24 protein-coding genes and 1 pseudogene are annotated in these 22,416 nt (G+C 43.9%); 10 read left to right on the forward strand and 15 right to left on the reverse strand.

Features of this window, described 5'->3' with window-relative positions; translation table 11 throughout:
- Positions 1-100: 100 nt before the first annotated feature.
- From ELZ11_RS22455 to ELZ11_RS22475, 5 genes are all read left to right on the forward strand, one after another.
- Positions 101-1,234: a D-alanyl-D-alanine carboxypeptidase family protein gene (locus ELZ11_RS22455; protein ID WP_137359654.1), complete on the forward strand. Its 1,134-nt coding sequence runs from the start codon at positions 101-103 to the stop codon at positions 1,232-1,234.
- 1 nt (position 1,235) lies between these two features.
- On the forward strand, positions 1,236-2,465 hold the full coding sequence (locus ELZ11_RS22460; protein ID WP_137359621.1) for an MFS transporter: 1,230 nt from the start codon (positions 1,236-1,238) through the stop codon (positions 2,463-2,465).
- Positions 2,466-2,660: 195 nt separating this feature from the next.
- Entirely contained in the window at positions 2,661-3,470 is an 810-nt protein-coding gene (locus tag ELZ11_RS22465; protein ID WP_137359655.1) for an arylamine N-acetyltransferase family protein, read from the forward strand.
- Between the two features lie 446 nt (positions 3,471-3,916).
- Positions 3,917-5,119, forward strand: a complete 1,203-nt coding sequence (locus ELZ11_RS22470) for an ABC transporter substrate-binding protein (protein WP_137359622.1) — start codon at positions 3,917-3,919, stop codon at positions 5,117-5,119.
- A 15-nt stretch (positions 5,120-5,134) separates the two neighbouring features.
- Complete coding sequence (locus ELZ11_RS22475) at positions 5,135-7,558, forward strand: ATP-binding protein (protein ID WP_137359623.1); 2,424 nt, start codon at positions 5,135-5,137, stop codon at positions 7,556-7,558.
- Positions 7,559-7,749: 191 nt separating this feature from the next.
- Here ELZ11_RS22475 and ELZ11_RS22480 read toward each other — a convergent pair whose 3' ends face one another.
- Entirely contained in the window at positions 7,750-8,178 is a 429-nt protein-coding gene (locus tag ELZ11_RS22480; protein ID WP_137359624.1) for a PACE efflux transporter, read from the reverse strand.
- Between the two features lie 129 nt (positions 8,179-8,307).
- Between ELZ11_RS22480 and ELZ11_RS22485 the strand changes: the two are divergent.
- Positions 8,308-9,179 (forward strand): annotated as a pseudogene (locus ELZ11_RS22485) (LysR family transcriptional regulator).
- Positions 9,180-9,203: 24 nt separating this feature from the next.
- Here ELZ11_RS22485 and ELZ11_RS22490 read toward each other — a convergent pair.
- The 3 genes from ELZ11_RS22490 to ELZ11_RS22500 all read right to left on the reverse strand — a co-directional run bounded on the left by ELZ11_RS22490 (position 9,204) and on the right by ELZ11_RS22500 (position 11,131).
- Positions 9,204-10,106, reverse strand: a complete 903-nt coding sequence (locus tag ELZ11_RS22490) for a hypothetical protein (protein WP_137359625.1) — start codon at positions 10,104-10,106, stop codon at positions 9,204-9,206.
- 22 nt (positions 10,107-10,128) lie between these two features.
- Positions 10,129-10,584: an NUDIX hydrolase gene (locus ELZ11_RS22495; RefSeq protein ID WP_137359626.1), complete on the reverse strand. Its 456-nt coding sequence runs from the start codon at positions 10,582-10,584 to the stop codon at positions 10,129-10,131.
- Between the two features lie 115 nt (positions 10,585-10,699).
- Positions 10,700-11,131, reverse strand: coding sequence for a GNAT family N-acetyltransferase (locus ELZ11_RS22500; protein ID WP_137359627.1), 432 nt, complete (start codon positions 11,129-11,131; stop codon positions 10,700-10,702).
- 315 nt (positions 11,132-11,446) lie between these two features.
- On the opposite strand from ELZ11_RS22500, the gene ELZ11_RS22505 reads away from it, so the two are divergent.
- Together ELZ11_RS22505 and ELZ11_RS22510 are read left to right on the forward strand one after the other, a co-directional pair.
- Positions 11,447-12,235, forward strand: a complete 789-nt coding sequence (locus ELZ11_RS22505; protein WP_137359628.1) for a substrate-binding periplasmic protein — start codon at positions 11,447-11,449, stop codon at positions 12,233-12,235.
- Positions 12,236-12,342: 107 nt separating this feature from the next.
- Positions 12,343-13,083 (forward strand): substrate-binding periplasmic protein, encoded by a 741-nt coding sequence (locus ELZ11_RS22510; protein WP_137359629.1) that lies wholly within the window; start codon positions 12,343-12,345, stop codon positions 13,081-13,083.
- 42 nt (positions 13,084-13,125) lie between these two features.
- On the opposite strand, the gene ELZ11_RS22515 is transcribed toward ELZ11_RS22510, so the two are convergent.
- The 11 genes from ELZ11_RS22515 to ELZ11_RS22565 form a co-directional block, all read right to left on the reverse strand.
- Positions 13,126-13,959 carry a DUF3626 domain-containing protein gene (locus ELZ11_RS22515; RefSeq protein WP_137359630.1) on the reverse strand — a complete coding sequence of 278 codons (834 nt, stop codon included), beginning with the start codon at positions 13,957-13,959 and terminating at the stop codon, positions 13,126-13,128.
- 39 nt (positions 13,960-13,998) lie between these two features.
- Positions 13,999-14,508 (reverse strand): hypothetical protein, encoded by a 510-nt coding sequence (locus tag ELZ11_RS22520; protein ID WP_137359631.1) that lies wholly within the window; start codon positions 14,506-14,508, stop codon positions 13,999-14,001.
- Between the two features lie 175 nt (positions 14,509-14,683).
- Positions 14,684-15,019 carry a hypothetical protein gene (locus ELZ11_RS22525; protein WP_244291710.1) on the reverse strand — a complete coding sequence of 112 codons (336 nt, stop codon included), beginning with the start codon at positions 15,017-15,019 and terminating at the stop codon, positions 14,684-14,686.
- A gap of 67 nt (positions 15,020-15,086) precedes the next feature.
- Positions 15,087-15,578, reverse strand: coding sequence for a GNAT family N-acetyltransferase (locus ELZ11_RS22530; protein WP_137359633.1), 492 nt, complete (start codon positions 15,576-15,578; stop codon positions 15,087-15,089).
- Positions 15,579-15,605: 27 nt separating this feature from the next.
- A complete protein-coding gene (locus ELZ11_RS22535) occupies positions 15,606-16,124 on the reverse strand; it encodes a GNAT family N-acetyltransferase (RefSeq protein ID WP_137359634.1) in 519 nt (172 codons plus the stop codon).
- 98 nt (positions 16,125-16,222) lie between these two features.
- A complete protein-coding gene (locus tag ELZ11_RS22540) occupies positions 16,223-16,564 on the reverse strand; it encodes a GFA family protein (protein ID WP_137359635.1) in 342 nt (113 codons plus the stop codon).
- A gap of 56 nt (positions 16,565-16,620) precedes the next feature.
- Complete coding sequence (locus ELZ11_RS22545; RefSeq protein WP_137359636.1) at positions 16,621-17,235, reverse strand: LysE family translocator; 615 nt, start codon at positions 17,233-17,235, stop codon at positions 16,621-16,623.
- A 141-nt stretch (positions 17,236-17,376) separates the two neighbouring features.
- Positions 17,377-18,174: a GNAT family N-acetyltransferase gene (locus ELZ11_RS22550; RefSeq protein ID WP_244291711.1), complete on the reverse strand. Its 798-nt coding sequence runs from the start codon at positions 18,172-18,174 to the stop codon at positions 17,377-17,379.
- An 11-nt stretch (positions 18,175-18,185) separates the two neighbouring features.
- A complete protein-coding gene (locus tag ELZ11_RS22555) occupies positions 18,186-18,842 on the reverse strand; it encodes an HAD family hydrolase (protein WP_137359637.1) in 657 nt (218 codons plus the stop codon).
- Positions 18,843-18,918: 76 nt separating this feature from the next.
- Complete coding sequence (locus ELZ11_RS22560) at positions 18,919-19,269, reverse strand: GlpM family protein (protein WP_137359638.1); 351 nt, start codon at positions 19,267-19,269, stop codon at positions 18,919-18,921.
- A gap of 280 nt (positions 19,270-19,549) precedes the next feature.
- The gene (locus ELZ11_RS22565) at positions 19,550-19,930 is read right to left on the reverse strand and encodes a VOC family protein (RefSeq protein WP_137359639.1); all 381 of its coding nucleotides are present in this window, start codon (positions 19,928-19,930) and stop codon (positions 19,550-19,552) included.
- A 251-nt stretch (positions 19,931-20,181) separates the two neighbouring features.
- Between ELZ11_RS22565 and ELZ11_RS22570 the strand changes: the two genes are divergently transcribed.
- On the forward strand, positions 20,182-21,450 hold the full coding sequence (locus ELZ11_RS22570) for an MFS transporter (protein WP_137359640.1): 1,269 nt from the start codon (positions 20,182-20,184) through the stop codon (positions 21,448-21,450).
- The gene (gene yidZ, locus ELZ11_RS22575) at positions 21,425-22,390 is read left to right on the forward strand and encodes an HTH-type transcriptional regulator YidZ (protein WP_137359641.1); all 966 of its coding nucleotides are present in this window, start codon (positions 21,425-21,427) and stop codon (positions 22,388-22,390) included. The genes ELZ11_RS22570 and yidZ overlap by 26 nt, the downstream gene beginning before the upstream one ends.
- Positions 22,391-22,416 lie beyond the last annotated feature (26 nt).

Raw genomic sequence — 22,416 nt, forward strand, 5'->3', positions numbered from 1 at the left:
TTGCCTAGAAACCAGCATAAAGCCCCGCCATGCGAAATCACGGAATACGGTGATTCAAAGAGCTAGGCGCGTACTCTGCCTTTCTAGTTTACTTACGGTGATGCCGGCCTTTGCCGTGGTTACGCCTAATCCACCAGAGCTGCAAGCGAAAGGGTATGTGCTGATGGATTTCCAGTCGGGTACGATCATCGCCGAACAAAATGCTCGCGCGATTCTTGCCCCTGCCAGTTTAACTAAGCTGATGACGGCGTTCGTGATCGGAAAAGAAATAAATGCAGGGCGACTCAAGTGGGGAGATAAAGTCACGGTCAGTGAGAAAGCGTGGTCTGCCAACTTTGCAGATTCCTCCAAAATGTTTATCCAGCCTGGTGATGAAATTACCGTCGCTAACTTAATGCGCGGAGTGATTATTCAATCGGGGAATGATGCTTCCGTGGCGCTTGCCGAGCATGTGGCAGGTAGTGAAGCAGCTTTCGTAAGCTTAATGAACGGCTGGGCTGATTCTTTAGGGTTGCAAGACACTCGGTTTGTTAATGCTCATGGCCTAGACGCGGATGGTATTCAAACTTCAGCGGCCGATATGGCCATCTTGATGAAGGCGATTATTAATCAGGTACCAGACGTGTATACCTTGTATCAAGAACGTTTATTTGAGTGGAATGAGATCACTCAATATAACCGTAATAAACTGCTGTGGGATAAATCCATTAACGTCGATGGTGGTAAAACGGGTTATACCGAAAATGCAGGCTACAGCTTAGTCAGTTCAGCGACTGAAGGTAGCATGCGCTTGATTTCGGTGGTGATGGGTACGTCGAGCAAGCAAGCTCGAATTACCTCTTCAAAGAACTTGCTGAATTATGGCTTCCGCTTTTATGACACCAAGCAAGTGATGGAAAAGGGGCAAGCAGAATCTACAGTTAAGGTGTGGAAAGGCAGTAGTGACCAAATTCAAGCAGAGGTCGCTGAAGATGCTTATTTAACCTTACCGAGAGGCATGGCAGATAGCCTTGAGAAAACGGTGGTTTTAAATACGCCATTGACTGCTCCCATTGAGCAGGGAGAAGAAATTGGCAAAGTGGTATGGAAGAACCAAGGTTCAGCTGTTGCTAGCTATCCTTTAGTGGCGAGCGAGACAGTTGAAGAAGCTTCGTGGTTCGGCCGTGTGGTGGACAGTATTAAACTATGGTTCAGTTCCTTAGTTGGCGAACTGCTTGACCGCGTGGAGGTATAGAATGATCACCCAGACAAGCTTGCCTTCAATGTGGCACAACCGAAACTATTTGCGTTTGTTGTCCGCTCAAATCATCTCGCTGGTCGGAACGGGAATGAGCTCAATTTGTTTAGCCCTGTTAGCGTATGACTTAGCGGGTGAAGAAGCGGGAATGGTGCTGAGTATCGCTTTTGCATTAAAAATGCTGGCGTATATTGGCTTGGCTCCAGTGTTTGGGGCGATTGCTCACCGCTTGCCGAAAAGAAAAACCTTAGTGGCATTAGATTTGGTGCGAGCATTGATGTTTGTGTGCTTACCTTTTGTCACCGAAGTGTGGGAAGTCTATGTATTGATGTTCGTTATCAACGCGTGTTCAGCGGGGTTTACTCCTTTGTTTCAATCAACGCTTCCACTAGTACTTACTGATAAAACTCAATACGCCAAAGCCCTGTCTTTCAGCCGTATGGCTTATGATCTGGAGCAAATCTTTAGTCCGATGCTTACCGCGTTGCTGTTGAGCCTCATCGGTTTCAGACAACTCTTTATGTTGGATGCGGCGACCTTTGTGTTGTCCGGTGTCCTGATTTTACTGTGTACATTGCCAAGCTTAAAAAACACGGCTGATCATACGCGAAGTCAACGCAAGTTGAGTGTATTACAGGGGATGAAAGATTACCTACGTAAGCCAACGTTGCGTGCGCTATGGTTTGCGTATTTAGCTGCTGCAAGTGCATCTGCGATGGTGCTCGTGAACACGGTTATTTATGTCCATGAAGTACTTCATGGCGACGAAACTCAAACCGCGCTTGCGATGATGGTCGTGGGGTTAGGTTCTATGGTTATGGCGCTTCGATTGCCTAAATGGTTAGAGCGGCATTCGCCACAGCATTTTCACTGGATTGGTTTGATCACCATCTGCGTTTCATTTGCTCTGGGAAGTTTTACCCCTGGCTGGGTCGGGTTTGGCTTGATGTGCCTTGCGATGGGCGTTGGTATGTCTTGTATTCAAACGTCGGCGGGCTTGTTGATCACCGATGCCTGTGGAGATGAAGACACAGGCCCTTATTTTGCCGCTCACTTTTCTTTGACTCATTTTTGGTGGCTGTTTACTTACTTAATTGCAGGACTCAGCGTTAAGTTTTTTGGTTTGAATGTTGGCTATTTAATGATGGGTGGCATTTGTTTAGCCAGCTGCGTGATGTATGCCGTGGCTAGTAAGCAAGTAAACACCGTGTCTCATTTAAGCAAATAGTTTTCTTAATTTGCTCAATACCTCGTCTCTAAATGGATAAAGCTATCAGATTGAAAAATAACCTATTGACCTCAACTTAGGTTTAGGTTTTATGGTGTGTGTCATCCCAAATATGAGTCGGGCGTTAGAGATAAAAGAGTGTATGTTTGATCTCTAAGCTGTGACGTGAATAGTACTGAGGTTGCTCAAAGAATGATGAACACAAATGATTTGTCTGCATATTTTACTAAGGTGGGTTTGGTCGACAGCCCGCCACATTCGGTTGAAGGTTTAACCAAGCTACACAATGCGCAACATCGTCGAATGCCTTTTGAAAACTTCGATATCCAATTGGGGCGGGGTGTCTCGTTGGCGCTTGAAAACATCATTGATAAGTTGGTGTATCACGAGCGTGGAGGCTACTGCTTCGAACTAAATGAACTGATGTTTCAAGTTTTACAATCGATCGGCTTTAAAGCTCAAAGGATGCTGGCACGGGTTCATAAAGGGCCGGAACCTACGGGCAGAAGCCATCAATTCAACTTAGTGGAATTAGAGAATCAAGTGTGGATTGTCGATACTGGTTTCGGTTCACACACTCCTAGAGCGCCTTTACCGCTGACGTTTGATACTGAAATAAAAACCGACCTCCAAACCTTTAGGTTAGTCAGGGACGAAGTGTTTGGAAGTATGCTGCAAATCCTTGAGGAGAATGAACAAGGCGATCTTGCTTGGCAGAACTTGTACAGCTTTGATATGACCCACGTCTGCAATGGTGATATCCAGAACAGTAACTTTTTTGTTTCGAACTACCCGGAATCTCTCTTTGTCTTAAATCGAGTTGTCACTTTCCCGTTAGAAAACGGCATCGCCATTCTATTCAACCACAGTTTGAAGCTTATTCAAGGTGGGATGACGACAGAGATAGAATTGAAAGAAGATGAATCTTACTTATCGGCGTTAAAAGAGTACTTTGGCATCGAACTCGATGCTTGGATTGAGGATCTTAAACCTATCTCAGCCTGATTATTGACGGTGTTGAACACTCATCAAGTGTCTAATAAAAAGACTTATCACAAGCCCATAGCTTATTAAGCGTGGGTTTTTTTATTTCAATTTATAAGGTGGAGTGTGGGGCGAAGGAATAAAGGGAGAATAGATGGAGATATATTTGCTGGTAAACAAGGCAATAATCATAAATATGAACTAAAGTTCTTATAACAAAAACAAGGTGTTGGTACGGTTTTGTTAATCTGGGGTACCTTCTTGGTGAGCTTCAAAGTTATGCGTTACTCGAATACAGCAATTTGGAGCTTGAAGGCGTTTCAGCATAAGTAAATATGCCTAAATAATTGACCGAAGACTCAATTATATGGCTATCCACTCTATCGTTTAATAAACAAGTTGACTTAGTAGCGTGATAGCTCAAACATAACTTATTCATATTAAACGTCTACCTACAAGGATTGTAAATGTACGTTAAATTAATTTCGTTGCTGTGGTTTGCCACATTCTTCGCTCATTCGTCCCCTGAAAAATTAAAAATTTATTTCGATGCGGACCGAACCTCTCACTATGAATCCGCTCGCTCGATAGAAATGGGGGTTAAGACCGCCTTTGATGAAGTGGGCAATCAGTTAAACGGAATCCCGGTAGAATTTGTTGAACTTGATCACCGCGGTAATGTGGTACGCAGTAAGCGTAATATGGGGCTCTATGAAAAGGATCCATCAGCGGTTGTGCTATTTGCCGGATTACACTCCCCCCCACTTATTAAATACCGAGAGTACATTAACCAAGCAAACCTCCTGATTCTTAACCCGTGGGCGGCAGGTGCGCCTATCACTCGATACCCTTCTTCAGAGAACTTTGTATTCAGACTGTCAGTCGATGATAAGAAAGTCGGAAGTAAGCTGGTTGATTATGCACTGGATGATGGCTGCCAAAAGTTAGACCTATTATTGGAGTCGACGCCTTGGGGGCAATCTAACTCGGTAAATATGACTAATGCGATCAGCGAACACCCAAAAGTTGAAGCAGAGACCCAATGGTTTAACTGGGGAATTGACGACGCGAATGCGCGAGTTATCGCATCTGACCTAGCGAAAAAACAAGCGGAGTGTGTCTTATTTGTTGGTAACTCTATCGAGGGGGCCAAATTAATTGATGCTTTGTCTCAATTGGATTCACCGCCTAAAGTGTATAGCCACTGGGGGATCACTGGAGGAAAGTTCCAGCAAGTGGTTCCTTTTGATGCTAGAGACAAGGTTACTCTTCGTTTCATCCAGTCTTGTTTCAATTTTTATAGTTCACCGTCCAATGACTTCAACCGCGACGTATTTCAACGTGCTCAGCGCCTTTTCCCAGAAGATATTTCATCAGCACACATCCCTGCGCCAGCAGGTTTTGTACATGGCTACGATTTAGCTTCTATCCTAATCAGTGCAGCTAAGACTGTTGAGTTGACGGACGACGCGCATGCTAACCGTGTATCACTTAAGGAGGCGTTGGAAAGCATGCAACAACCGGTGAGTGGTTTGATTAAAGAGTATCGCGCTCCTTACTCACAATTCAGTGAAAGCAATCAAGATGCTCATGAAGCATTGAATAAAGACGATCTATGCATGGCTCAGTACGATCCTTCAGGTGCAATTAAGATTTTGCCTAATGAGTGATGTGAATAACTAAAGATGTATAAAGCACTAAAACTAAAACAATTAAATGGAATGCAGCTATTTGGCTTGTTCTTGATCTGTGCCATGGGGGTGTTTTTCGCCATAAGTTTTATGACGATACGCCTTCAGGTCACAGGGTCATTAGAAGCGCTAGAAGATGACAACACACAAGTCAAAATGGCTGCCGCTGAGCAATACCTGGTTCAATATTTAAAAAACGCTGAAGAAACGGCATTTCTCACTTCTGAGCATGACGTTGTTGCGTCGACCTTATTAGGGGGAAGCGCAAGCGCGAGTGAAATTCGCGATAGGCTCAATGTAATCAAACCCGTTAATGGAGAGCACTTCTTTGTGCTGATCGATATTGCGGGCGAACCGATTTATCAAGATATTCCTTTATCGAGCTCGCATTTAGAGATTCTAAGCCAACTGGCAGACCATTCTGAGGTTAGCTCGACTTTTATGTTGTTCCCCTACCGTACAACTAACATGCTGTTGGTGGCGGTGCCTGTTATCTATAACGGTTTCCAAGAGGGACTGTTAGTGTATATGTCGCCGTTTGACTTCGATGCATTTTTTAGCCCGCTACAAGTCGAAGGTAGCTACTGGTTTGGTGTTAAGAGTAAAGAAGTCAGCATGCAAGCGCCGACGAACTGGCGAGTATTGACTCATGACGTCGACAAGTACGACATGACTCTAATGTATGCGGTTAACCCTGAACTCTTTAGCAGTACACAAGCCAACTTCGCCAAAGGCCTGTTGATTGGTATTTCCATTTCCGTCGTCATTTCCTACTTCATCGTTTACCTGCTCGGCCGAACGTTATTGGTATCGCCCTACACCAAACTTGAACGTTCAGAAAACTTGCTTGAACAAAAAACGCGAGATCTGAGCATTAAAGAAAGCCAAGCCAATCGACTGGCACGAGTGGCTCGTCATACTCTTGATGCGATAGTCATTACCGATGTCGACTCTAAAATTACTTGGGTGAATCAATCCTTTGAAGCGTTAACGGGTTACGATTTCCAAGAAATCGAAGGGATGAAGCCATCTGACTTTTTACAAGGCCCTAAAACAGACCAAGAAATAACCAAGAAAATCCGAATGGCGTTGGATAGTCAGTCGCCGATAGAAGTGCAGCTGATTAATTACAATAAAGCGGGTGAAGATTATTGGGTTGAAATTACGCTCGTGCCTTTATACCAAGAAGGGACGGAGCAACTTGAAGGCTTCATGGCCGTTGAAAGAAATATCACTCAGCAGAAGCAACTAGAACAAACCTTGAATCAAACTGCCGTTGAAGCGCAAGCAGCAAACATTGCTAAGTCTCAGTTCATCGCGTCGATAAGTCACGAGCTAAGAACGCCGATGAATGGTGTGTTAGGAAGTGCGCAATTGCTTTCGGACACTCAGTTAGAAGTCGACCAACGCTCGCTATTAGAGAACTTACTGGATTCGAGTAAGCACATGCTTCATCTGCTTAATGAAATTTTGGATTTCTCTAAGATTGAGGCAGGAAAACTAACGCTGAATCGTACTCCGACGAATTTGCTAGAGTTCACTAACAAATTGCACCGTAGCTATTTGGGTATGTGCAAAGAGAAAGGTTTGGAATTCGATGCGTATTGCAACAGTTCACCGCAGAGCCACTACTTGGTCGATGAAATACGCCTGACTCAGATTACGATGAACTTGCTTAACAATGCTTGGAAATTCACATCGGAAGGAAAGATTCAGCTCTCAGTGAATCACATCACCCGCCAAGGTAAAGACTTCATTGAGTTAGAAGTAACGGATTCTGGAATTGGGATTCCGGCGGATAGACAAGAGCATATTTTTGACCCATTTACTCAAGCCGATGGGGATACTACTCGCCAATACGGTGGCACAGGATTAGGGTTGAGTATTATTTCCAAACTGGTTGAAGCGATGGAAGGTCAGATATCACTGGATAGTCAAGAAGGGCTAGGAAGCCGGTTTTTTGTGGTGATCCCTGCTGAAAAAACCAGTGCGTCTGAGGCAGAAAGCCAGCATGAAGTTTCTATATTCGACGGCTCGGGGCTAAAGGCTCTAATCGTGGAAGACAGCAGATTAAATTACATCGTTCTACAGCAGTATTTGAGTAAGCGTGGGTTTGAAAGTGAAGTCGCATTAAATGGTCAGGAAGGCGTTGAAATGGCTGCTTCCGGTGAATACGACTTGATAATGATGGATAACCATATGCCGCTCCTAGATGGTTCAGGGGCCGCTAAACAAATACGTGAGCATCAGCCGAAATCTAAAGAGCCGATTATTTTGGCCTGTACTGCGGATGCCTACCTCGAAAATCAGCAAAAGATGTTGGACGCGGGATGTAATGGCCTGCTGACTAAGCCTGTGAATACCAAAGATTTGGATATTGCTTTACACCAATGGCTAGCGCCAAAGGAGCAGGTTTGATGACAAGTATTCATTCAACGTACACTGATTTAGGTCGAATCAAATAAATTGTTGAACGTATGAATTACAGGCTTTGAGTGACTCCAGTTTCTCAAAGCCTGTTTGTTATTGGCCCTGTTGCTCAGAACTCGCGTTTAGGGATGGGCTAATCAGGTTCTGTTATCAATCAAAGTACGCTTGATGTCACCCTGTTACGCCAGTGCTGGTGAGCGCTTGGCAACGATATAAGCGCGGATATGGTCGTAAGCTAGATTGAACGTAAACGCGTAGATGGTGATAAAAATCGTGACGCCAATATCCATAATAAAGGCTTCTAGCATGCTTACGTTGAGTATGTAAGCCATAACAGGAACCGTTGCTATCAGTAAGCCAGCTTCAAATAATAATACGTGAACTAGGCGTGTTTTTAGTGAACGTTTTTCCTTCTTCCCTGGTACGAATTGGTCAAAAATCCAATTGAAAATAACGTTCCATACCATGGCAATCGTAGCGATTACTATCATGGTCCCTGATAACTTGCTGATATCGTGATCGGTAAAGATCGCTAAACCGACGATAGACAGTGAAACGGCTAGAACCTCAAATAAAATCGCGTGAAATAAGCGCTCTATTCTTCCCATAACTTCTCCAGTGTAAATAATGATTGTTCTTAGGGGGAGCGATTATGAGAGTTGTGAGTCAGAAGGAAAGTTAACAGCTATCACACTTCGTGATACCTTAATCGTGATACCTGTTAATGGAAGCCAATGATGTACAGTTTCGAGCAACTTAAAATTTTTGTCACCGTGTGCGAATGTGGCTCATTTTCCGCAGCGGCGCGTAAGCTTAAGCGCGCTCAATCTGGTGTGAGTCAGTCGGTGGCTAATCTAGAGATAGCGATTAATCAAGAGCTGTTCACACGAGAGAAAAACGTTCCCTGCCTGACGGATAACGGCCGCGCTTTGCTGCCGATCGCCAAGTCGATATTAAGTCAGCAGCAGCATTTTGATCAAAAAGTCGAATCGCTAGAGAACAGTATTGAAAATGAACTAATCATTGCGATCGACGAGTGTCTAGTAACGCAAAGTATATTGAATGTGCTTTCGACAATGGCCGAGCAGTTTCCCATCACGCATTTTGAGGTCATTACCACCTCGACTTATGACGTTGAAGAATTGGTTCGCAACAACAAAGCGCATGTTGGGATTATCTTTGCCGATGGTGAATTAAGAGAAGATATGGATTTCTTTACCCTCGGACAAACGCGCTTTTTGAGCGTCGCGTCATCGGATCACCCACTGGCAGAACTCAGTCTTGTCCGAGACTCAGATCTAAAATGCATCGCCAAATCGTACACCGCAGTGCGCAGCAGAAGGAGCTGTGGTTTAGCTACAGTATTAGTTCTAAATTTTGGTACGCCAACAGTCACGATATGTTAGCCAAGCTCGTCTGCCAAGGGTTGGGCTGGGCACTGATCCCTGAAGAAATGGCTTTGCCACTGATTGAGCAGGGTAAGTTAGTCACCCTGCCTGTGGCTCATGAGAAAGAAGGTTGGCTTACCACAAGTGGCTGTTTGGTCTCGCGTCGTCACTCTTCAGGGCCAGTTCTGGAACGTTTGCTGGAAGCCTTACAACTTTCTTAATTCTGGCCCCGATTATTGCCACGCTTACGACAATAATCGACATTGGTAATGGGCAATATGTGTCAGTGTGGACGTTGAGTCCGGGAATCGTTCCTTCAAAAAACATAGAGCGTCTGCCAAGGTGACTTGGTGAAGGTTAGCGCTGTAACCAAAGACTAGCTGGTGGATGGCCTTGTTGAAATCTTCTTCGTGTGTTTGTTCTTCACATTGCTGCCAAGTCGTAATGTCAATTTCATCATCAGGATCTTCCAAGGGGCTGTTGGCCTGTGTATTAAGGTTGGCAAGCATGGATGTGTATTGCGTTTCTGATAAGGAGTTTTTACAGCGCATTACCCACGCGAGTGTAATTAAATTGTGCCCAAAGAATCCAAATTGTTGAAGGCAAGAAGCGAGGACTTCCGTTAATTCAACGTCATATAAGTTATCTTTGGTTGAAGCTGTTATTGCCGACTCTCCACCTGCATAGGTTGAGGTGACAAACTCAGTGAAGCGGTCCAAGAAGGGAGGAATGTGGCTGGCTTCTAAATGTTGATAGGCACAATTAAGCGCGAGCAAAATGGTAACGTTATGAGACAGGTATTCTCTGGTGTTTGAAGCCTCGACAACATAATGAGCAAAAATATCGTTGAACCCTTTGCTGTCGTGCCATTGATAAAGTGCTTGATATGCTGCTGGATAAATCCCTCTTTGCAATACTCTATGAATGCGAAACTCTGGAAATTTAGGAGCTTGAATGGCTTCGCTGAATACCGATGAAACATGAATTTCACTTTCGCCGATCAACTGGTTGGTTTGCGTCCATATGTATTCAGGCTGATCTAAATAATGGTAGAGATAGCACGTAGCAAGATAGGCTTTGAGCGAGTGCGGCTGGTGAATCGTCGCACTGCTGTAGAGTGCTCTTTCTAACAGTTCGTTTTGAGTCATATTTCTTCCCTGAAATGTAGAATTAGCCATTAATTTTAATGCGATAAAGTTCGTTGATCGGCTTGTTCACAAAGTACTCCCAAACGTGCTTAAACAAGGCATGCTGGGTAGGAAATGCAGACAGCGTGAGCGCTTCTTCTAAATTACACCATTTGTAGTCGCTGTGTTCGTGATTCAGTGTTACTGCTTGGTTTGGCGAACATTGAACAACGAATGCAGGAATAAGCTCGATAACGTTGGCGTGATGCTCATAAAATTGTTCCGTGAACTGAGCATTGTAAAGAGAGGTCACCTGTATTTGAGTCTCTTCTTTGAATTCCCTGATGATCGTTTGCCAGCCGAGTTCACCTTCTTCGATCGAACCGGCGACATGACACCAAAAGCCACCTTTATTACGTTTCATGAGTAGAATTTTAGGCTCTCCATTTATCTCTGATAAAGCGACACCAGAGACCACAGAGCTGTTTATTGGGATCATTGAATTACCTAGTTATTGTGACGTTGGAATTATAATTTTTGTGTTGATACGGAAACGCCCAAAGTTATTGGCCTTGGGCGTTTCTTCTAGCAAGCGGGTTACGACAAACCGAGCTTTATAACGACATATGTAGAATTGGAAATGGTTTACCCATGTCATCGAACGGTGAACGGCTAGTTACTTTAAACCCCATATGCTCGTAGAAGCCTACAGCTAGCGGGTTTTGTTCGTTAACATCGACTTTGGTGGCGCTCAGCTGCTCAATAGCGTATTGCAGCAAAGCTTTACCAACACCTTGGCCTCTTGCAGCATCGGAAACGAATAGCATTTCAACTTTCGTTTCATGGACGCCCACAAACCCTAGGATCGTGCTCTGAGAATCTTTAATGCATCTCAACGTCACTGCAGGGAAAGCCTGTTCAATGATAATGGGTTTAAAAAACTCGATATCTTCTTCTGAAATGAAGTCATGAGTTGCTCGGACTGAGTTTTCCCAAACACTAAGCATTTCTGCATAATTTTCAGGAAGCACATTTTCTACAATCATTCGATTTTCTCTACAGTTGACTGAAATTCATGTGCAGCCGCGAACATGGATTCTAACTCTAATATTTATAAACGTTCAACCAGTAGATCGAGGAGCGATGGAATTACACTATTGTAGCCAAATTGAATTAGTTCGTGATGCCACACAGATTGAGCTTTAACTTTTTAAAGGCAATTTCAGCCAGTAAACCGATGGCTAAGGGAAAGCTCTATGGTATTGCTCGCTCTATTTTCGGTAGAGTGTTCCCTGTGGAGCCGGAATGTCTCTGTACGCTAAGCTATACAGTATTCTTTGCTCAATTGAGACTGTTTACCTATGAGAGTATTTTTATTGCTTATTGTCTCAAGCTTTTTTACTGGTGTGGGGTGGGGGGCTAACGTATCCGTAGTTATATATGGCGACAGCAATTATCCACCATACAGCTATAAGTCTGAAGGTGAGCTACTCGGAATTTATCCAGATATCGTTCGTAGCGTGGCAAAAGGAATGCTTCAGTTTGATATAGTGCTAAAAGCGGTACCTTGGAATCGCGGTCTTGTTCTATTGGAGCATGGCGAAGGCTCTGCGTTATTTCCTCCCTATTACCTCCCTCTAGAACGTCCTTATATCGACTCTTACTCACGTCCATTATTTAGTGAATCGGTGTCGGTGTATTGTCATGAATCAGTGGTTAGACAGTTGCAAGAACCTGTTGAATGGCCTGAAAGCTTTTATGGTTTGCGTATTGGCGTGAACGCTGGGTATCACCTAGGCTCTTCTCATTTTTGGAAAGCAGTTGAAGATGGGCATATTCGGGTACAGAGTGCCAAAAGTCCTGAAGCCAATATATTGATGCTCTATAGCAAGAGAAATGACTGCTATCTGCACAGTGCTCTATCTGTTGAATGGGCAGCTCATCAAATGCTCTCCAAAGGTGCGATTCCTAGCCTTGATTGGTTAGTCTTAGTACAAAATGTGGATCAAAACTCTGGTTTTATAGGGTATACGATTCATGATGCAGTTTTTCCTTTTAAAGAAAAATTTATTGAAAGGTTTAATCAAGAGTTCATGAAACAAGAAGAAAACGGTTTGATAGATAAAATAGTCGAACCTTACTTAAAGTGAAGCAATAGACGAGAAGAGTTCATGTCGCTGTTCTGCCTTTTTATCCCGTTGGATTGACGCATTGCTATACTAAATGAATCATTGCTGCACAGAAGGCTTTTACTAACATGAAAGGCTCTTTTCGAGTTCTAGTTATCCTCGTTGTGCTCGTTTTTCCAAGTATTGCGCTAGCTAAAACTCTAACTATAGCGATAGAAGATTATCCGCCGCATACATCTAGCAAAAACAAAGAACACAGAAGGCTACAAGAACCGATAACAAAGATTTTTGAAGAGTTAGGTTATGAGGTTAGGTACGAATACACGTCTTGGGCTCGAGCATTAAAAGGGGTTAAATCCGGAAAGTTTGATATTACCTTTCCTTGGTTTGAGACCACAAATCGACGAAGTAACTTTATTCTATCGAGACCGATTATTACTCAAGAAGTCGTTTTCTTTCACCGCTTAGATACGGATTTCGATTGGAACACCTCAAGTGACTTAATGGAATATTCATTAGGTTCAGTTGTTGATTATACCGCACGAGAAGTACTTATTAATTTAGGGGTGACGCCGTTTACTGGTAACACTGATACATATATTTTCAAGCTGTTATATAAAGGAAGGATCGATGCATACCCCGCAACGATTGAAACTGGAGTATTGCGCATAAACCAAATCTTCACGGCAGAACAAGCGGAGGAATTTACTTACCATCACAAAGCGTTGTTTGAGAATGATATGTTTCTGCTATTTAACAAGGAAAAGTTTGAAGATTCTTCATTGCCGCAAGACTTTAACTCTATGTGGTCAACCTATCTCCAGAAACAGTCAAGTCACGAAGGTGATAACTTAAGTAACAAAAAATAGGATTTGGCACTAATTGGTTTATTGCTGCTCATGTGGTGGTTGTTACGACAACTCCCCAAACCTAGCTAAGTAATGCCAGATCTTTTTAATGTCTTGCTCATCATAGCCTTGTTCTGTTACTGCTAACCCTAGCAGTTTGGCATTGATTTTCCCGTTGCTCGATAACTGCTTGGCTAAGTCGATAAACCTTTGTCCACGGTAGTCAGGGTAGCGGCTCATACGTTCGATGCTTAGCTCATAGCCATTGTGCCATTTGATTGGAATGCCTATTCCCATCGCGTGTTCTTCCACGGTAGTGCCGCGAAAAATAGGGTCCAAGACTAAACACTCGATGTCATTCTTTACGGAAATAACACCGTGAACATGCGCCTCTATGTAGTCATCTAGCCGATCTTGATTGGATGATGACGCTTTATCAATCAATGCAGAGAGGCGGTTCGCGACAGCAAAGTCCGTTGGCTCAAAGTAGCTATCAGGATAACAAAATGTTGTTCTCTCAAGCATGTGTGGCTTTAACTGAAAGTAGGCTGAACCGAAACGCGGTGATGCGCCAGTTTGATAATTACGAAAGTTTAAGGCCCCATACTTCGGCCTAATACTGTTTGGAGCATCGTCATAGGCTCGATCAAATACGCTTTGTTCCCACTTCCATCGGTCACCGCCTTTATAGGCGGTCAAACCACCGTTGCTAGTGTTTGTTTCGAACTGAGACTTTAAAACGCCATCTTCTGCGATAGCTTGCAGTATTGGTTTGCCGATTGATGTGTAACGATCAGGATGAAAATTAATGGTTATGGGATGGCTTGTCGAAGTTGCCACTCCGTGAGACTTCACCTTTACATTTTTAATTGCTTGTTCAACCGCTGCTTGGTGCATTAATGCTCCTATTATCTATTTAAAACCAGCTATTTCAGTTTACGTAATATTTGATTTTTCAGGGGAACGATTAGGAAATTCATTGCTGTCTAATCTCCAAATTTTAATGATTTTCCCGTGATATACATAGAGTTTATATGGCCCTGATTGGGCTTCGAAAATGCCACCTTCTTCAACGATTTTCGAGTAATAAACCCCGGAACTTTGCTCGTGGTATTTAAACTTAAATCCATCAATATAAAACTCGTTCGTTTTGTAGTTCTTTGTAGAGGCATCGTCGTAACTTTTGAACTTCTCAACCGAACCTTCCACAATAATACACCCATCTTGAACGCATCCAGATTCTGTTACTTTCTGAACTTCATCCATTCTTTCTTTTAGATCAACTTGATAGATGAGAAGGATGGCAGCTAGAACGCCTGCTCCTGTTTTTTGCTTCCAACATGCATTGCTTACTATTTTTGACAAATGGAGAGCGAAAATAAAGGTAGCGAAAAGGGTGGTATATATGATCGCTCCAGCTTTCGGAGCTGTGTAGACTAATTCCATTGGTTTCCGTGAATGAAAGACATCGCGAGTATTAGGCTCAAGAAAGGCTGACTAATACCTTTGAGCTAGTTGCACTGAACTATTCATCAAATGTATGGGCTTGTCTATGGTTTTTATATAAAAACGCTTAGTAAACAATTTCTTATGTATTGATGCTTGTTTTGTGGTGTGAGGTTTATGCGCTAGCTCCGATAAATTGAATGTCTGGTAAGTCAGAAATAAAGCCCAGCTGAATGTCAGTACAACATAAGCCAAATTCCCACCGTGTTGCTTCAATTAGCTTTGAATCAAAGCGGATGATATCCCAGGGCAGGTCTAAGTCTGCGGGAATACCTTTGATTCCATTATCAGCTTCGATGTAGCGAATCTGGACATTGCTGAATGTTGCCGTTGCTTCATTTGCAAGGTCATCCCAAGGCGCGACCACCAAGATAAGCTGGCCTTCTGAAATTGAAATTCTCTTCACCGCGTGCGTGCCAAGTGAACGAAACAGAACATCAGAGATATTCATTACTATGCTCCCCTTTGAAAGTGCAGTAATGCGGTAATTTGAAGATATTTAAAAGCGTGCAGTGACATTAGCTGATGGCTTGAAGTGGTTTGTGCATGATAAAGCTGTCGACATAACCAAGCTGACCGTGACGGTATGCTTGAGGGATGGTACCGATAATACTAAAACCAAGTTTCTTCCATAATTGAACAGCAACTTGGTTAGAAGACACCACCGAATTAAATTGCATAGCGGTAAACCCTAATGTGATAGCGGTGTTTTGAGAATGTTCACATAGCAGTTTTGCTAGGCCTTTCCCTCGCGCTTTTTCACTAACCATGTAGCCACAATTACAAATATGATTGCTAGGCCCCATTCCATTCGCTTTGAGATAGTAAGTTCCTAATACTTTGTCGTTTTCGATGAATGCGTAAGCTTTTAGCGGTGCCTCACACCAAATTTCATAAGCCTGTTCAAAGGTTAAACCGGGGTCAAAAGCATAGGTTTCTTGCGCTTGGATAATGGATCTGAAAGAAGGCCAGAAATCTTCAAATTCCACCTTAGTCATTTCTTTAATCATCTTTCTTCCTTGAATTGCTAGGCTGGTTTATTTATCGGAATGGGTAAGAAGGTATTCGTAAAAAATGACTTCTCGCTCATGGTTAGGCTGCTTTTTGAAGCCAAGCTTGAGTAGGAGCTTGGAAGAGGCGATGTTTTTTCGGTCGACGCCACCCACCAATTTCGTCCAAGGCTCTGATTTTCTTATATGCTCAATAAAGCCTTGAAGTAGCTCACTGGCGAAGCCTTTTCCCCAGAATTCCTCTCCCAATAGGTAGCCAATATGTGCTTGACCATCGTCTTCGACGAACACAAAAATGAAACCAATAATGGCGCTCTGTTCGGTGTCTTTTACGGCATACAGTCGGCTCTCTGACAGCATTCTCTCGACCCAAATTTGTACATCAATTTGAGTTTCAATACCGTGAAAATAAGGCGGGAGATTCTCGACCACAGTTGGGGTCAGTAACCCCGGAACACATGCGAAGAGGTTTGATAATTGCTGCTGTTCTGTATCGCTCGATATCTCAAATATATCTAACCTTGTGGTGTTAAACGACAGCGCCATAAATACCTACTTGTTCAAATAGCCTTAACCACATCATAAACCTCGTGAGATGAAATGCCCTAATTTTCTAATAAATAGGACTGGAGAGCTGACAGTGATTAATAGGCAGCGCCGTTGATTTTTCGCACCGGAATACTGCTTAAGACTTCGTTGTCGGCCATACGCATATTTACTGCAAGAATGTCGGCGTCACATTCGGCGGTGGTACGGTAGTGAGTAATACAGCCACAGATATCGCAGCGATGGAATTCGACCTGCTTGTCACCCCAACAGTAGAACTGAGTTTCTTTTTCTTTGATGTGGACGATGACTTGCTCGGGAGAAAAATAAGCCCAAGAAGCGTTATAGCGTCGGCATATCGAACAGTTGCATTCGCCTACTTCCGTTGGGAGCTTTTCAACCACCAACTGAACGTTGCCACAATGACAGTTTACATCCATGTTTAAACTCCTTTTTGTCCTGTTGTGAAATAGATGGGTTTATTGAAACGCAGAGTTTACTGCCTGCTCACAAGTAAGTTTGCTCCGGAAAACGCGAGAAAAACGGAACACGCCTTGTTAAAGCGTTTTGCCATTTTTGGCTTGGAGAACCAATGCCTGAGATATAGTCCAAAGGCGGCGTAGATAGAAATTGCGAGCAATTCCAAAAGAAGAAAAGTGCTGCCGAGCATAAAGAACTGTTCGTTTACATTGGCAGATGTATCGACAAATTGAGGTAAGAAAGCGGTGAAAATCAGAATGGCTTTTGGATTACCAGCAGCCAGCGCAAACTCTTGTTTGGCTAGCCCTAGGTGACTCCTGTTGCGTTCAATGTCGGTGACAGGGCTCGATTCAGATCGCCAAAGGTTAAATGCGATCCAAAGTAAGTACAGTGCGCCGAAAAGCTTGATCAAAAAGAACAGGGTTTCAGAAGTGTATAGGATCACTGCTAGCCCAGAGGCGGCTATTGCGATCATTCCAGAGAAGGCGGTTATCCGCCCCAGTCCGGCAATAAAGGCAGCTTTGAAGCCATAGCAGCGAGCATTATTCATTGATAATAGATTGTTTGGCCCCGGGGTCATGTTGAGTGCGAAACATGCGGGTATAAAAATCAATAGTGTCCAGATTTCCATCGTGATTACACACTTCCTTGGTTGGTTAGCTTTCTGTTAGCCATGCTTACTGCAAGCTGTTAAAGGCTTGGTAATAGGTCTCGATTTTTCGAGGTTGACCTTGTCGTTTTCACCCAACTCATTAGCGAATGAGTTGATTAGTTATTGTTCTTGTTCCCAAACCGCTCTGATGCCAAGGCTGGTAAACCCGACAGAATGGCAATTTCGGCTACTCACGCTATTTGGCATTACATCTGTGAGCAGTTCACGCGCTCCAAGGTCGATGGCATCTGTGATTCGTGCGTTGAGTAAGGCGGTTTGGCAGCCTTGTCCTCTGGCTTGTTCGAAGGTGAAAGCATTCGCTAAAATCGCGTGGTCACTAATGAGGTAGCTGGTAGCCCATGCGCATGCTTTGCCATCAATTTTGGCGACGAAGCAGCGAAATTGCTCAGTGCAGTAAAAGGTGCGCTTTTGTTGCCAAGTGTCATCAGGGCATACTAAACCAGAGGCTTGCAGTAATTCGAAAAATGCATCGGCTTTGTCGGCTTTCCACCTTTCAATGGTTACACCTTGAGGTGTGTTGGGCACTGAAGCGTAGTCATGGGCTTGTAAGTGGAGAAACTCATGCTGATAAGAAGGCTGGAAGCCTCTATCTCCCAGCCAAGTGGCGAGCTCATCGGTTTTCGCCGCTGGCTCGACACAAATTTCTGGTGACCAATGTGATTGGTATTGAAGTAAACACTCTTCGAGCTGGTTGAGCGCTATGAGGGAGTGGATGACCACTTGATTGTCGTAGCGGCGAGTCTTGTCTTTGTATAGCGTTACGTCTTCCGACTCTGTGATTGTGAGTTCGCTCGGAAGGCTGGTGGATAATGTGCGCTGATTATTGAAAGCAAAATATGACTGATAGGCTTGCTTGATTTGGCTATTGAGCATCATTCCCTCGATGGCGCTGTTCATGTTGCGGCTTGTTATACCGTGGATGAAACTTGGGTTAAAACTAACTCTTCATAACTGTCGATCGCCTGAATCGCAGCGCTGAGGTCGTTACAGCCGTTGAACTCGTGTTTCAATGCAACCACGTCGCAACCACTTGCCACTCCAGCTGAGATACCGGCATGCGAATCTTCGAAAACTAAGGTGTCATTTGGCGATACAGACAAGAGCGATAAAGCCAAATGATAAGCTTCAGGATCTGGTTTGTGTTTGGTCACGTGTTCTTGGGTAATCACTACTTCAAAAGCGTTATTGAGTTCTAAAGCTGTCAGGATACTTTCAACCATCCAAGTCGCTGCCGAACTGACGACTGCACACTTTTTGCCACTTTCTTTGAGCATCTCAATATAACTTTTTGCGCCGCGAGTCAGTTCTAAATGGCTAGATAATAAGCTTTGGTAATGGGCTCTAAAATATTGATTAAATTCATCAATGTTCGGCGAAATTTGTGCGTTCGTGAAAAAGTGGCCAGTGACCACAGGCCAGCTTTCGCCCATTACTGCTTTATAAATATTGAAATCGACGCTTGCTCCATAATCGGCGCATGCCAGCGCAAGCGCTTTTCCTTTTAAAGGCTCAGAATTGACGAGTGTGCCGTCCATATCAAATAAATAAGCTTGGTAATCTTTCAATGTGTTGTCCGTGTTTTTGTTGTGTTTAAGGTGCTAGTCAGTCACTCGAATTCGATTGGTTTGTTGAGCTAGCGGGTTAGGCCATGGTTGTGTGAAATCTTGTCCAGCCAATGAGCAAGACAAAAGTGAAACAAAGCCAAACCACAGTTGCCATGGATAGCGTCCACACCAAATTGAATCGGTAGCTGAAGTAATACACAGCGATAAGGTAAGCGGCGTAAGGAACCAAAGAATAGAGCCCGAATAGGGCAGTTGTTCTTAAGTCTTCCATTGTTCTTTCAGAACCGACAACGTAGTGGGCGATCAATGCAAAAGTAGGAAAAAGCGGTACTAAGCCAGAAATAAAGAAATTCTTACTTTTTGAAAGCAGTGCAATCAACATGACAGCTGCCGCTCCAATTAAGCATTTAAGAAATAAAGAAATCATGGTCTGCGATGGATGTCCGTCTACGTTGCAGTGTGGCCTAATTAAGGGAGAAATCGCCGCTGATTCGTACCATTAGGTAAGCGTTGATTACAAAGGCAAGTATCATTCTCACTATTGCATATAACAAGTGCATAACGCACAAAAAACACGAAAGTAACCAAAAAATTAACCAGTTTTATAAATTTAAGTGATGAGGGAGAAGGTGCTGAGTTTGCGAGCGAGTTGGAACACAGGAAAAGAGCGTAGCGCCAGCTGAGTGGCGCTACGAATAAATCATAAATTACGCCATAGAGTGGAAACCTATCGTGTTACCTTCAGTGTCACTGGCTACGCTGATAAAGCCGTGTTCGCCTATCGCCATTTTAGGGACTTGTACTGTACCACCTGCTGCTGCCACGCGAGATTCTTCAACTGCGCAATCGTCACATGAAAAATACACTAAGGTGCTATTACCACCGGCTTTGACGTGGCTCATATGAGTGAGGGCGCCACTTGCTCCGTAACGCTCCATGTCACTGGGAAAACACCACATATCAATTTCCATTTCGGTTGGGCTTGCTAGCTGTTCTAGCTCAACCGCCAATACTGCTTCGTAGAATTTTCTTGCTCTTGTCATATCATCTACATAAATTTCGAACCATCCGACTGGGTTTGTTTGCATAGTTGTTACCTTATTCCACTTAGAAAGAGTTCTATTAGCATAGTCAAAGTCGCCCCAAATGCTGTCTTAATATCGATAACTTGCAGTCACCACCTTTTTGTCGTTTTATTCCTTTGTTAATGGCACTCGCTAGTGTTGTTTCCAAAATCGCACAACCTATGTCGCCAAAGGAAATACCCGTTGTCGGATAAGCCACTCGGTTAATACTCGATTCGCGACTATCATCCTCACACTAACTCTGTGGGGGCTTTATGATTCGTTTTCTTTTATGCAGTTTTGCACTGGTTCTTCTGTATCCGACAGCCATCGATTTATATTTGGTGGGACTACCACAAATAGCGGCTGACCTGAATGCTTCTGAAGCACAGCTGCATATTGCCTTTTCTATTTACTTAGCGGGAATGGCAGCGACGATGTTGTTTGCTGGCCGGCTCGCCGACACGCTAGGAAGAAAACCGGTAGCCGTTGTGGGCGCCGTGATTTTTGTGTTGGCGTCGTGGCTTGGTGGTTCGGCAGAAAATAGCACAAGCTTCCTTATCGCTAGGTTCTTGCAAGGCATAGGAGCGGGAACCTGCTATGTCATCGCCTTTGCTATTTTGCGCGACATTTTAGACGACCAAAAGCGTGCTAAGGTGTTGTCTATGCTGAATGGTATTACATGTGTTGTTCCGGTGATTGCGCCTGTGGTTGGGCATTTGATCATGTTGCAATACCCTTGGCCGAGCTTGTTTACCACAATGGCAAGTATGGGGCTTGTCGTCCTTGCATTATCGGTATTGGTACTGAAAGAGACGTTACCGACACTGACGTCTTTAACCAGCGCGATGAAAACCCCTTCAGAGAGCGCTGATGTTGCTGCTACTCAAGCGACAAGTACTCAAGTGGGAGGGGAGGGAAGTGACGAATCAAATGCTCCAAGCGAAACGTTCTTTGAACGCTTTTTCGTGAGCCGCGTAGTCATCACTTCGATTGGTGTCGCAACCATCCTGACATATGTGAATGTTTCACCAATGCTGGTGATGAACAATATGGGATTTGACCGAGGCGGGTATTCCACCGTTATGGCGTTAACCGCTTTGGTCAGCATGCTTACGTCGTTTTCTGCGCCATTAGCATTAACGATTTTTAAAGAGAAAACGCTAATGCTGACTGCTCAAGTACTGTTCTTTGGCTCAGCAGTTGCCCTTACTGTGGCCCATTTGAATCAGCTAGATAATGTGTATTCGTTTGTTGGTTTTGGATTGTTGTGTGCGGGCTTTTCGATAGGTTTTGGTGTGACGATGAGCCAAGCGCTAAGTCCTTATTCGTTACGCGCAGGTGTGGCAAGTTCTATTCTTGGCGTTGTTCAAGTGTGTGGCTCGGCATTGTATATCTGGTTTATGGGCTTGCTGGGAGTAAGCGCTGTGAGCATGTTAGTGGTTATTCTCGCGTTAGGTAGCGTAATCAGTATGGCTCTAATATTATTAGTGCCTAAATCTAATGTTAGTGGTCAATATGAAGAAATCGTTAGCCCGACTTGATCTTAATTTGCTGTTTACTTTGCAATTATTATTGCAAGAACAAAGTGTGTCGAAAACGGCGAAGAAACTTAACGTCACTCCTTCGACGGTCAGTAAATCTTTGACCAAGTTACGTGATTGGTTTGATGATCCTTTATTTGTCAAAACGCCGAAAGGGCTAAGCGCGACGCCGCTTGCTCTGAGCATGGAGCAAGATCTTCAAGATTGGCTGCAAATCGGAAGTCAGATCTTGACGACCAGAGGTGACGATACACCGAAAGATGTGCGCCTAAAGTTAGAAATTGAGTCGCCACTATCGCTGATTATGATTAACGAGCTCACGCAGCGTGTGTATCAGCGTTATCCGAATGCGAAGATCAAAATGCGCAATTGGGATTACGACTCTATCGATGCCATCGTGCGTGGTGAATCGGACATTGGGTTCTCGGGGCGCGAAAGCCACCCGCGCTCAAAAGAGTCGCTAGACGCATTGCCTTACTTCATCGACTATGAAGTGTTGTTTGAAGATTTACCGATGGTTTATCTGAGAAAAGACCACCCTGCGCTACAACATGAGTGGAATACCGATGCGTTTCTGCAGTACCCGCATACCAACATCGTTTGGGAGAAAAGTGAAAAGTGGGCATTGGATGAAGTGCTGACCGATTTAGGGTTGGAGAGAACGATTAACTTAACTTTAGCCAGCTTTGAGCAGTCTTTGTTTATGGTGGCGCAGCCGAATCAAACGATGCTTGCGATTGCACCGACTTATTGCCAACAGTATGTAAGCCAAATGCATCCTGAATTGGTGTGCCTACCGATTCCGTTAGATGAGGCGCAATGTAAGAAACTGATGATTCCGTTCACTATGGTTTGGCATAAACGTAATGCCCGTAATCCGATTATTTTGTGGATGAAAGACACCCTTCGAGAATTGTATCAGTCTGATACGTCACGTTGAGCCTAATTAAAAGCCAGTGCCGCAGA

The sequence above is a fragment of the Vibrio profundi genome, from assembly GCF_005281835.1.
Lineage (GTDB): Bacteria > Pseudomonadota > Gammaproteobacteria > Enterobacterales > Vibrionaceae > Vibrio > Vibrio profundi.